The organism is Magnetococcales bacterium (assembly GCA_015228935.1).
Taxonomy (GTDB): domain Bacteria; phylum Pseudomonadota; class Magnetococcia; order Magnetococcales; family DC0425bin3; genus HA3dbin3.
The window spans coordinates 1-11,815 of the sequence record JADGCO010000114.1 but is presented as its reverse complement, the minus strand read 5'-3'; the positions used below and the strand labels follow the sequence as shown (position 1 = coordinate 11,815).

Sequence of the window (11,815 nt, the reverse complement as noted above, 5' to 3'; positions counted from 1 at the left end):
AATTCCTGGCGCGTGTTCCACCGGTTCCGGTTCTGGTTGTGGCGGATGGACAATAATTCCTGGCGCGTGTTCCACCGGTTCCGGTTCTGGTTGTGGCGGATGGACAATAATTCCTGGCGCGTGTTCCACCGGTTCCGGCCCCGGGGACAGGGCAGACAGGGATTGATCGGCATTTTGCAATTTGAATGGACCGTCATTTAGCAGCCATGCCGGATCAGGTGATTTATCCGACGGCAATTTGAATGGATCGGCATTTTGCAGCCCTGCCGGAACAGGTGATTTATCCGACGGCAATTTGAATGGACCGGTATTTTGCAACCCTGCCGGATCAGGTGATATTTTCTGCAACCCTGTCTGATCAGGTGATATTTCCGGCGGCAATTTGAATGGACCGTCATTTTGCAACCCTGTCTGATCAGGTGATTTTTCTGACGGCAACTTGTTCGCCGGAGATTGTTCCTGGAGAGATGGGGCTGTCGGAGATCTTACCTGGAGAGATGGGGCAGTCGGTGATTTTACCCATGTCTCCAATATTTGCACGAGATGGGCCAATTCTTTTTTTCTTGACGGCGGCTTCGGGGCCGATGGCGCATCTTCCAAAGCCTTTTCGATGAACGAAACCGCCTGGTGAACGGTATCGAACAAGGCAGCAGAAGAGGAGATGGTTCCTTTCTTCAGGGCACCCATGACCCCTTCCATGGCCTGGCAGAGAATTTCAATTTCCCTGGAATTGACCGCCCGGGCGGCTCCTTTCAGACTGTGCGCGTCCCGATAAACCCGCTCCAGGGACTCCTGTCTCTGGGCAGGAGTTTGTTCTTTTTCCAGCGCCAGCAATTCATGAACGATGGTCGCCAGCCGTTCCTGGGACTCGGCCCGAAAGGCTTCCTGCAATCTTTCCAGGAGTTCCTTCTCATTCATTCCCGGTCTCCAGAAAATCAAACCTTCAGGCGTGAAATCAACTCTTTGAGGTTGTGGCCGAGATCGTTCAGGGATTTGGTGGCCGATTCCAATTGCCGGGCACCTTCCACATTCTGGGAGGTTGCTGTCTTGATGTTTTCCATGGCCGTGACCAGTTGATCCATCCCGGCCAACTGCTGCCGACTGGAGGCCCCGATCTGTTCGGCAGCAGTGCCGGTCAATTCAACACTTTCACCAAAGGAGATGATGGCCTGCCCCGCCACGTCACTGAGATGGACACCCGATTCGACGGCCTTGCTGCCTCGCTCCGTGGCCAGGACTGCGGCACTGGTGGCTTTTTGAATGTCATTCAGGATGGTCTTGATTTGCCGGGTTGCTTCGCGGGACTGTTCGGCCAGACTCTTGACCTCCTGGGCCACGACTCCAAAGCCCTTGCCGACTTCGCCGGCCTTGGCCGCCTCAATGGAGGCATTGACCGAAAGCAGGTTGGATTGGTCGGCCAAGTCATTGACCGAACCAATGATTTCACCAATATTTTGCGTCTGCTCACTCAGTTTGATGATGCTCTCGGCAATGTATTCCATCTCTTCGTTGATTTTTTTGATTCCCTCGCTGGCATGCGCTGAGGCGGTACGACCCGAGTGGGCGACGTGAGAGAGCTTGTTGGACTCTTCGATCAATTGTTGGGCCTTGTCGTTGGAAAGATGTGCCGTATGGCGCACCTCCTCGACCGTGGTCCCCACCTCGGCAATGGTGGTGGAGGATTCCGTGGCACTGGTTGCCAGTTGGGCAGCCGTGGTGGTGATTTCGGAAATGGCCGAAGCCAGACTGCTGGTTCCCTCATTGATCCGGCGCGTTTGCTCCCGCAACATGCCGATCATCTGTCCCATCGACCGCGACAGGTCACCAATTTCATCCTGGCGGTTGGATTCACAGGTCAGGGTCAGATCGCCCTGGGTCACCTGCGCAAACAGGCTGGAAATATGGCCCAAGGGTCGGCTCAGGGAACGGGCCATGTAAATTCCCACGCCACCGGCCATGGCCAGGGCAATCAGGCCCAATATGGCAATTCGCGACACCAGATCATAAACCGGCTGAAAGGCCTCGCTGCGGTCAATTTCGGCCATGATGGCCCATTCGAAACTGGTGCCGAATTGTTCGTTCAAGCCAACGTGACTGTATGAACTGAGTACGTCAATATTGCGATAATCCCGGACCAGTACATTGCCCTCCTTGTCAATCAATCCGGTACGAGTGGCAGCAGTATCCACTTTTTGTTTCATGATGGTGGGCGTGGTGTCGAAACGTGAATTGGATCGCATCAGCAGGTCCTGGCCTACCAGATAGGTCTCGCCCGACTCTCCCATACCCAGACGCTCTTGCATGAGATAATCAATCTCTGCCAGATTGATTTGCAGCACGACCACGCCCAGGCTCTTGCCCTTGGGACCAGGAATCGGGGCGCTGATATAGGCGACAGGCATGCCGGTGTCCGGATTCATGGATATATCGGTCATGAAGTTTTTCTTGCCCTGCCTGCTGATACCAGCCCAGGCCAGGGAGAGTCCGGAATCCTTGTAGGGTCCCGCGACGAGTTGCGTGCCCAATTCGCGTCCCTGTCCCACACTGTAGGCAACCGTTCCATTGTCCAGGGTGAGCAGATAGAGTTCGGGATAGTGAAAATTGGCCTTGAAATCCCGGAAAAACGGGTCGAAGGTCTCGTGAAGAGTTTTATAGTTTGGGTTGGCCAGATTGATGACATTCCCGGTATTTTCCGGCGTTTTGGCCAGCAATTCATTGAGCATGCCTATCGCTTCCCGGGTCTCCCGGTCAGATGCGATAAAGTCGAGTTCCTGAAACCGTTTTTTCAGGTATTCCGGAATGCGTTGTTTCTTGATGGCCCGGACCGCCGTCAATTTGCTGAACGCTTCCTGCTCCAAGGCATCCCTGGCATATTTCGAAGAGACCACCGAAACGAGCAGAATGGGAATGAAGGCTCCAAGAAACAGCATCATGAGCATCTGTCGCAATAAGCTCTTTCCAACAAATCGCCACATGGTTTTCTCCAATCGAGGCAAATGGTTCCTGCCGTTCAAACAGTCGATCAACCCGTTTTTCAGATCAACATGGTTCAGCGATCATTGACGATCATCTTTGGATCGGCAAGCAGTTCCATGCCATCCAGGATGACGGTATGGTCAAGGGTCACCCCTTTCAAATATTGGGCACGAATGCCGGTCAGGGTGGGCAGGGTGGGCAGAATTTCCCTTCTGGGAATGCGGCGGATGCCGAGAATGGCATCGGCAAGAATCCCGAACTCCATGCCCGGCTTGAACAAAATGATGATACGGTTCTTGTCCGAAAATCCTGCCCGGGGCATGTCGAAAAATTTGCGTATGTCATTGACCGATAAAATCTGTCCCCGCACATTGACCAACCCGGCCACAAAAGCAGGGACCCCGGGAAGTTCTGTCAGTTCTTTCAGGGGGTAGACTTCCCGGATGCAGGTCAGTTCCAGGGCATATTTTTCGTCGTTGAGAGAAAATTCGATCACATCGATGATTTCCTCATCCAGGATCCGTGTCTGGGCAACACGGGCCAGGGCTTGTGCCCGCGCCTTGAGAATGGCTCTGTTTTCATGCTGGATGGCGAGCGACTCATCCTCTGTTGCCATGATCGCATTTTCAGGCTGGATGGTGCGCGCCTCATGCCCTGCTGCTGAAGTGGATTCGGCGTGCTTGGGGTTCTCTGCGGGCAGTGGAAGATTCCGATCATCATGCATGGGCATTCAGTCCCTTTTGCAGGGATGTCAGGCTCTCCTGGATCATGTTCACGGTCATGCCCTCGGCATGAGGAATGACGGCTGAAACCGGCAAGCCTTTTATAAGGGATCTGGTGCTGTTCAAGTACCGGGTTGCCTCATGCGGATCGACCGCCAACGTGGCCAGTTGAAAATGGGCCAAAATAAAATCCTGATCAAGAAACAATACTTTCTTGCATAAATCGATGGCCTGCTGCCGATTCCCTCGGGCCAACATGATCATGGCCAGATGGTGATAGTATTGCGGATTGAGCTTGTCGGCGGCAATGGCTTCCCTGAATCCTTGTTCGGCGATGTCCAGATTGCCCTGGTCCGCGTGAATCCCGGCCAGCAGGGCAACTGCCTGGTGACGGGGGGCATCAAGACTCCATTGGGTATTTGGTGAGGCAAGCAAATCCTGCAACAGAAGAATGGCACGTTGCGATGCCCCCTGCTCAAGCAACGTATTGGCCAGAGACAGAATTTTCGAGCCAATAACGGTTTCAGACCCGACTGTCGGGTTTTTTCTGGATGCGGTTGCTGCATGTGTTTTGGTTGTTGCCAACGGAAATGACCCGGTCATGGCTGACGAAGATGATCCGGTCATGATTGTCGGAAAAGCTTCGGTCATGGCTGATGGAAATGATCCGGTCTTGGTTGGCGGAAATGTCTCGGTTCTGATTATTTGAAATGCTTCAATCTTGGCTACCGGATACGGTTTGGCCACCGGAGTGGATTCGGTGAGCCTGGTGGATGGTGTAGTCAACGCAGTCAAGTCTGGTTGGCAAAGGAAAGAATTGTCCTCTGGAAAGAAGGTAGTCCTGGAAAACCGGTTGACCTCGAAGGTGGCAACGGCTGATTTGCCCGGGGTTGCCAGTCTCTTGCGAAACAGATGCATTCCTTCGCAATGAATGGCCGTCAAGGCAGGATGTTCAACCAAGGGGGCCTCACACGGACTGACCACAAGCCAGCCATTCGTTCCCAGTCGCCCGACAAGATGATCAAGAGCCAACTGACGATACTCCTGGTCAAAATACATCAACACGTTCCGGCAAAACAGTATGTCAACCGAGCCAGGCGATGCCAGTGGGCCGCTGAACACGGGAGAGATCAGGTTCAATTTGAAAAACAGTACTTTGTCCCGTATGAGGTTGGAAATTTGCAATTGTTTGTTGTCGATTTCGGAAAAATAATTGATCCGAAGATGAGCCGCTGGATTGCGAAACGACCAAAGGCTATAGATCCCTTTTTGGGCTTTTTCCAAGGCTGCGTCATTGATATCCGAAGCCAGGACCTGAATGTCCAGGCCTTCTGTTGCCGGCATCCGATCCACGAGCATGGCCACGGAATAAGGTTCCTCCCCGCTGCTGCAACCGGCACTCCAAAAAGTGATCTTCTTCTGGCCGGAGGCTTTTTTGGCGCGCAGCCGTTCCGGGATCATGTAGGACTGTAAAAAAGAGAACAGATCCTGCTCACGGAAAAAATAGGTTTCACCAATCGTGATATACCGGGCCAACTGCTCAAGACGTTCGGATTCCGGAATATCAGAAAGAACCCATTGAATACAGGCATCCAGATTTGGAAACCGGCAAGACGATGCCATGTTTTTCAACAGCCGCAACAAGTCAGGCCAACGCGGTTCGGTGAACGAGAACCCAAGCCGGGTGTGGATCAGATCGGCCACCCGTTGCAGGTCGGCGGCTTGCATGGTCAGGGTTGGCATGGATTCATCTGGGCAGGTGTGTTTTGCAATTCCGGCCAGATGGTTCCCATCTGCAATCCGGCAAAGAGCATGTTGCAGTCGAAGACAAGAACTGTTGCATCGTTCCAGGTGAAAATACCGGACAGAAAACGCTCCATGCCCGGATAAATTTCGTTCGGGGTTCGAAATGCGTTCCTCTGGAAATGGATCACGCCCGTCACGGCATCAACAAAAAAACAAAATGGAAATTTTCCTCCCACCACGATGATCCGATGTTCGGGAAGGACAGGGCACGTCGGCAGGGAGAGGCGCCGACGCATGTCCAGTACGGGTAGTTGGCGACCCCGATCATTGATCAGACCCAGAATATGTTCCGGGGCATCCGGCAATCCAGTCACCTCGACCGCCCGCAACACTCTTTCAACGGGTTGCAGGGGGAGTCCGTAGAGCTGCTCTTCCAGGCTGAATACCAGGGTTTGATATGTATTATCAGGCAAGGTTTTCAGTGATCAATTCCCGATTGGAGGCAGAAGAGAGGGTGGGGGAGAGCATGAATTCCTCAATGGCCAACTTGGCTGAACCGATTTCATCGACCAGAATATTTCCCCATTTCAGGATATCCGACGTAGGCTGGGATGAAGCCAGTTTTTCCATCTGCTCGGCAATTTTTCCTACCCGCAGGGCACCCAATTGCCGACTGTTGGATTTGATCTGGTGGGCCACTTTCCGAATCGTGGCAATTTCCTGGCGCGTGATGGCATCCTGAATGATCTCTGCCCGCTCGGACATGGCCTGCAGGGAAATTTCCAGGATAGCGGGGAACTCATCTTCCAGATCGTTTCTCAGTTCGACAAGAATTCCTCGGTCCAAAACAACGAATGAATCCAACATGATGGTTATCTACCCCCCCTTATTATTTATAAGGCCTGCTCCTGGTTCAAAAGGAATCCAGGATCCGAATAGACGATGGCAACATCAGGTGTGGCTGTGACCGGCAAAGTCCCCAGCGAGCTTTATAGCATTTTCCCTGCCGCATTATCAACGTGATAATTCCATGCAGAAATTGCATCCAGGTCGAGAGTTGGGTTAAGGTTGGTCTACGGATCATGTGATGTTTGTTGGTTTGCATTTTTCGGCAAAGAATTAATACAATTTTTATACCGGAGAAAAAATCCATGGCAGCAAACGAGATTTCATCGATGGGGATTTTGCTGTTCAAGAGTTTATGGCCATGCCGTCGGATTTGGAACAGGCAGGGCAACCGCAATGGATGATGAGCATCCATGGTTTCAAGTAGCTGCAAACTGTTAAATCATTTGGAATTAATTTTCAAAAGGTTGATTTTGAATGCATATTGGTGCCTGACGCGATTGCCCTGTTGATGTGAGAAGTTTATGTTGACAAGAAAATTGCGATGCGAGTACACTTGCCATCCTTCTTGTCACGGCGGAGCGTGCGCGTGCCAGAATTTTTTCATCGACCTTGGTTTGAAAAGGGAGCAGTGCGTGAGTCTTCTCAAGGATTACATGAACGAAAGATTGGAATGGCGTCGGTACCAGGTATTTTTTTACTGTGCCGGGGTTTTTCTTTTTTCGGTTGGAGCCAAAGGGTTTATTGACGCGAAACTGGGGACTGATCCTCTTGATGTTCTTGTTATTGGGATGAATTTGCATCTTGGGGTCGGCCTTGGTGTTTGTTCATCACTGGTGGCTGTTTTTTTTCTATCTTGGTGGATGTTGTGGAATCGGAAACTTCCCCCGATCACCCCTTTTGTCAGTACAGCCGCAGTTGGCTTTCTGCTTGATTTTTGGAATGCTATCGAATTGCAAAAATATACAATCGAAGCCATGCCGGTGACATACGTCAATATTTTCGGCCAATTTGTCAATCTCAGTGCGGTCTTTCTTGATATCATCTCCCTCTTGACCTGTGCCTATGCATCTTCATTGATCATCATGAGCGGTATTGGTATTCGCATCATGGATCTTGTGGCCATTACCATGATTGAAAAATGGGGCTGGAGTTTTTTTCGTGGCAAGATGACGTTGGAGATTGGTCTTTTCTGTTCAGGATGGATCCTCGGGGGGCCAATGGGGGTGACGACGGTACTCTTTTTGTTTCTGGTTGGCCCGTTCATTCAGCCTTTCATGTGGGTCAATGCAAAATATTTGAGTATACCAAATCATGGTATCAGAAGGCATGAACCCGCAGTTTCACGAGTGCATGGATGATGCATCATCCTGTTTTGTTGACATGAATCCAATATCAAGTGATGTATGGTGAAATATAATGAGCGAAGCGAGTGAATTCAATCCCGAGAAAAGTGTTCTGGATGCCATGCGTCTGGATGTGGATAAGGTCTTCAAAGAGCCGGCGGATCGTGTCCGGGTCCTGGAAATGCTGAAAAAGGCCAAAGAAGAAACGGCCAAAAGGCAAATCATCCACGTTCGTCAGGAAGAACCCTTAAATAAGTTTTTGACCCTGTGGAGAATCCGGTTCCGGTACGGAATCCACTGGTCCAAGCCATTCTATCCTTTTCGACTGGCTCGAAATGTTTTGTTGGGGAAGACTTATAATTTCCTGAAATTGAAAAAATATGTCCTGCGAGGTATCGAGTTTGCGGGAACCTATCGCTGCAATTTTCGCTGCCATCACTGCCTCTGTATCCGTCTGGACGAAAGCGACAAACGTCGCGAAATGGAGCCACCCGATTATGAAAGAGTGGTCAAAGAGGCCATGGAGCTGGGAGCCACGACGTTCGGACTGGAAGGCGGCGAACCTTTTGTCTCACAATATTGGGCGGAAATTCTGGAAGCCTGTCAGTCCCGGTATAATCACATCGTGATTTCCACCAATGGCTTTCTCTTCGATGAGGAAAAAGCCAAAAAGTGTGCGGAATTGGGAGTCGATACCATCAATTTCAGCCTGGATAGCGGCGTCGCTGAAATGCACGACCTGTTCCGTATTCGCTACGGCAGCTTCAACAAGGTCATGGAAGGGATTGCCCTGTGTCGGAAATATGGCATCAAGGTCATCATCAACTCAGTGGTTCACAAGGAAAATATTTACACTGAACACTATCGTGATCTGCTTGATTTTTGTGAACGGGAAAAATTGTTGATCAATACCCTGTTTGCAAAAGGTGTCGGCAACTTCAAGGACAAGGATGTCATGATGAACGAGGATGACATCAAGGCCTACCATGAATTGATCCGTCCCTATAATTGGGTCCAGAGACACCTGAACTACAATTACGGAAAGCAGTTCGGATGCCCGGGGACCAAGGAAATGATCAACATGACCCCCTATGGGGATGTGCTGAACTGTGCCAATATGCACATCTACATGGGCAGCGTCATGGAAGAACCCCTGAAAGTCATCCGGGAAAGGGCCTTGAAAAATACTCCCTTCGGAGCCTACCACTCCTGCTTCCTTGCCGATGATCGGGATTTCATGAATGTCTATTATCCCCTCCTGAAGCGTCAGCCGCACTTTACCATCGAAGAGTTCCGGGCTGATTTGAAAAAATATGAGACGGAAAACAACAAAGTCGTCTATCCGGAATTACGCTGAGGAGCGTCTCAGTAAAGTAACGCATGAATAACTGGCCACTCAATGATTATCTGGTCATCATTCCGGCCTTCAATGAGGAGCGCAATATTGCCGGTGTCGTGCGTCCCCTGGTCGAACAGGGGTTTGATGTCCTGGTCGTAGACGACGGTTCTCAGGATCAAACCGCGCACCACGCCACTGCCGCCGGAGCCATGCTGGTACGTCACTGCGTTAATCTGGGTTACGGGACGAGTTTGTTGACCGCCTATGGCTTCGCCCTGACCAAAAATTACGCCGGTGTGCTGCAACTGGATGGTGATGGACAACATGATCCAAAGCGGGCCATGGATCTGCTTCCCCCTCTCCTGAAGGGGGAGGCAGATGTGGTCCTGGGGAGCCGTTTCCTGGACGCTGAAAGCTACCAGGTTCCTTGGCTGCGTCGTCAGGGTCAGCGATTCTATCAATTTATTCTCCATTTTCTGACCGGATTGCGCATCACGGATCCGACCACCGGTTGCCAAGCCATTTCTGCGGATGTCTTGCGTTTTTTATGCCGTCATCCCTTCCCCGACGATTTTCCCGATGCTAACATTCTTCTGATACTGCATAGGAAGGGATTTCGTATTGTTGAAAAGCCCCTGCGTATGTACGCTGATCAAGGAAAATCCATGCATCAGGGTTTTTTGCGACCGATTTATTATGTTGTCAAAATGACGATCTCTATTTTTCTTGCTTTGACTATGAAGCTGCATTGAGGTGCCATTGTGACCCCAAGACAGACAATGTTGATTGTTTTGTTGGGTTTGATTTTTTTGGGGTCCGTACTGATTTTTATTCAGCGGCATATGTTTCGCGAAAAATATGCCATTCTTTGGTTGGTTATTGGTGTTTTGTTTGTTTCCACGCCTTATTTATACGATTTTTTTGTCAGTATAGGACATTATTTTGATATTATAAATCCAACTTCGTTTTTTTTCTTTTTTGCGATTATTGAAATAATCCTGTTATGTATTCAGTTTACTATTGCAATCAGTGTTGCGTTCAATCAACGCAAAGTGACCATTCAAAATTTAGCGATATTGGAACATCGAGTTTGTGAGTTGGAAAAGTGTATTATGAAAAATAAACCGCATGAATAGCACGAGAGTTTGCTTCTTTGTTATATAAAAATCTACCGCAGTAAGGATTTTATTATATTTTTTCTGAAACTTTTGCCCGTAGTCGAGAAGATGGCCGAGATTAATTTATGGGGATTGAAATGTTAAAATCAAATTTTCAGGCATTAAATAATTTATATAGAAAGTTGTTTGTTTCACCTTTTTATAAATTATTTAAATTCGGCAGTCGGCCTTTTGATGTTACTACCAGGATTTTTGTATATTTATTGGTTATTATATCTTTTTCAAGGTTATGTTTTGAGTATGGAGTTCGATGGTCAGGTGATTCAGCAAGATTTTCTGAATGGGCTGATGTATTAATCCATAACGATTTAAACCCTTTTATTTATCTACAATATTCAGGTCGCATATTTTATAGCGTGTGGATATTTTTAGTTTCTTTAATGAAAATAATTTTTGCTGATAATTGGATGATTGCGATTGTTACCATAAATTTTTTGTGTGCTTTCTTGACATCAATAATTACCATTGAAGCAATTGCAAAATTTTCTAAAAACAGAGTGGTTCCTATTTTTTCAGCAATACTTTTTTCAGTTTCAACAGAATATTTTCAGTGGATCCCCTGGGTTTTATCTGATATAACGTTCTCTTTATTGCTATCTGTTGTCTTTGTTTTTCTTTTATCAAGTATTGATAAAAGAAAAATAGGTGTTTCTGCAAAAAAAATAGGAGCATCACTTGCAGTTGTTGCTTTTTTCTTTCGACCAGGTGGCCAGATAGTAGCATTTTTTTGTGTTTCTTTTTTTGTTTTGGCACCTTATATAGTGGATAAAGGTGAATATAATAGAAAAATAGTAATAAATATATTATTAACGATTATTTTGTTTGCAATAATTGCTGTTTTTGGGTGGGCAGCATTAATGAAAAATCCTCATCTATTGCCATTAAATATAGCGCATGAAACGTTTTCACAATTAAGCGATGAATATAAAATGGGGGTTGTCGTCTATCTTAAAAAAGAAACTTATCGCAATGCCCCGCAAAATATATATGACTTTGCTGTAATTATATTCTTAAAAATGGGGTATTATTTGCAGTTTTTGTCAAACAATAATGGTATATTTCATAATATAATTAATTCAGTAATTTTTATTTTTGCAGGGTATTCTGGATTATGTGCTGTATTGCCAATAAGTAACATGTCTGTAGATAATTTAAATAGGGCTTGGTGGGGGTTGTTTATCGTTATATGTTTTACAATTTTTTATGCTACACAATATATTGATTATGATGCTCGCTATAGAATGCCTCTTATTCCAATATTAATACAAATGGCTGCTTTGGGGTTTAATCAAATTTGGAATTATATGAGTTCCAGTAATTTTTTTATATTGTCACATAAATAGAAATTTATCTTTTTGTAAAGAAAACAATATAAATAGATTGGCGTATTAAATTTTATGCTGTAATTTTTGACTAATAATAACGCACGGTTCTTTCTGATATGATAATCCTTGAAGCCATTGTCGCTTGTCGCCTGACGGGATACCTCTCGCCGAAACGATGATCATGGCCGGATTCTTTCCTATGAAAAATAAATATTTTTTTAAACATTTTTTTTATTCAAACGACCAGAGATAAAATTGTATGCGAGCGATGTGATGGTTACAAATGCAATAGCTGATGATCCGACTATAAGCTCAAGAATAAGAAATTTACCTATGT

Annotated in this window: 11 protein-coding genes; 5 read left to right on the top strand and 6 right to left on the bottom strand. The window is 47.4% G+C overall.

The window, feature by feature from the left end; genetic code table 11:
• From HQL65_18180 to HQL65_18155, 6 genes are all read right to left on the bottom strand, one after another.
• Positions 1-918 (bottom strand): Hpt domain-containing protein (locus HQL65_18180; protein MBF0138165.1); only part of this gene is annotated, 918 nt, incomplete at its 3' end.
• 17 nt (positions 919-935) lie between these two features.
• Complete coding sequence (locus HQL65_18175; GenBank protein ID MBF0138164.1) at positions 936-2,975, bottom strand: methyl-accepting chemotaxis protein; 2,040 nt, start codon at positions 2,973-2,975, stop codon at positions 936-938.
• Between the two features lie 74 nt (positions 2,976-3,049).
• On the bottom strand, positions 3,050-3,592 hold the full coding sequence (locus HQL65_18170; protein ID MBF0138163.1) for a purine-binding chemotaxis protein CheW: 543 nt from the start codon (positions 3,590-3,592) through the stop codon (positions 3,050-3,052).
• Between the two features lie 100 nt (positions 3,593-3,692).
• Positions 3,693-5,441 (bottom strand): hypothetical protein, encoded by a 1,749-nt coding sequence (locus tag HQL65_18165; protein ID MBF0138162.1) that lies wholly within the window; start codon positions 5,439-5,441, stop codon positions 3,693-3,695.
• Complete coding sequence (locus tag HQL65_18160) at positions 5,429-5,917, bottom strand: purine-binding chemotaxis protein CheW (GenBank protein ID MBF0138161.1); 489 nt, start codon at positions 5,915-5,917, stop codon at positions 5,429-5,431. Before HQL65_18160 ends, HQL65_18165 begins: the two co-directional genes overlap by 13 nt.
• Positions 5,910-6,311, bottom strand: coding sequence for an Hpt domain-containing protein (locus tag HQL65_18155; GenBank protein MBF0138160.1), 402 nt, complete (start codon positions 6,309-6,311; stop codon positions 5,910-5,912). Before HQL65_18155 ends, HQL65_18160 begins: the two co-directional genes overlap by 8 nt.
• A 614-nt stretch (positions 6,312-6,925) precedes the next feature.
• On the opposite strand from HQL65_18155, the gene HQL65_18150 reads away from it, so the two are divergent.
• The 5 genes from HQL65_18150 to HQL65_18130 all read left to right on the top strand — a co-directional run bounded on the left by HQL65_18150 (position 6,926) and on the right by HQL65_18130 (position 11,496).
• Positions 6,926-7,651: a hypothetical protein gene (locus HQL65_18150; protein ID MBF0138159.1), complete on the top strand. Its 726-nt coding sequence runs from the start codon at positions 6,926-6,928 to the stop codon at positions 7,649-7,651.
• Positions 7,652-7,709: 58 nt separating this feature from the next.
• Positions 7,710-8,993, top strand: a complete 1,284-nt coding sequence (locus HQL65_18145) for a radical SAM protein (protein ID MBF0138158.1) — start codon at positions 7,710-7,712, stop codon at positions 8,991-8,993.
• A 23-nt stretch (positions 8,994-9,016) separates the two neighbouring features.
• Positions 9,017-9,727, top strand: a complete 711-nt coding sequence (locus HQL65_18140) for a glycosyltransferase family 2 protein (protein MBF0138157.1) — start codon at positions 9,017-9,019, stop codon at positions 9,725-9,727.
• Between the two features lie 9 nt (positions 9,728-9,736).
• Positions 9,737-10,111, top strand: a complete 375-nt coding sequence (locus HQL65_18135; protein ID MBF0138156.1) for a DUF2304 family protein — start codon at positions 9,737-9,739, stop codon at positions 10,109-10,111.
• 119 nt (positions 10,112-10,230) lie between these two features.
• Positions 10,231-11,496, top strand: a complete 1,266-nt coding sequence (locus HQL65_18130) for a hypothetical protein (GenBank protein ID MBF0138155.1) — start codon at positions 10,231-10,233, stop codon at positions 11,494-11,496.
• Positions 11,497-11,815 lie beyond the last annotated feature (319 nt).

Excerpts from the sequence above, each read along its gene's own strand:
- HQL65_18175 (MBF0138164.1), bottom strand. The coding sequence starts at position 2,975 with ATGTGGCGATTTGTTGGAAAGAGCTTATTGCGACAGATGCTCATGATG.
- HQL65_18170 (MBF0138163.1), bottom strand. The coding sequence starts at position 3,592 with ATGGCAACAGAGGATGAGTCGCTCGCCATCCAGCATGAAAACAGAGCC.
- HQL65_18165 (MBF0138162.1), bottom strand. The coding sequence starts at position 5,441 with ATGCCAACCCTGACCATGCAAGCCGCCGACCTGCAACGGGTGGCCGAT.
- HQL65_18155 (MBF0138160.1), bottom strand. The coding sequence starts at position 6,311 with ATGTTGGATTCATTCGTTGTTTTGGACCGAGGAATTCTTGTCGAACTG.
- HQL65_18145 (MBF0138158.1), top strand. The coding sequence starts at position 7,710 with ATGAGCGAAGCGAGTGAATTCAATCCCGAGAAAAGTGTTCTGGATGCC.
- HQL65_18140 (MBF0138157.1), top strand. The coding sequence starts at position 9,017 with ATGAATAACTGGCCACTCAATGATTATCTGGTCATCATTCCGGCCTTC.
- HQL65_18130 (MBF0138155.1), top strand. The coding sequence starts at position 10,231 with ATGTTAAAATCAAATTTTCAGGCATTAAATAATTTATATAGAAAGTTG.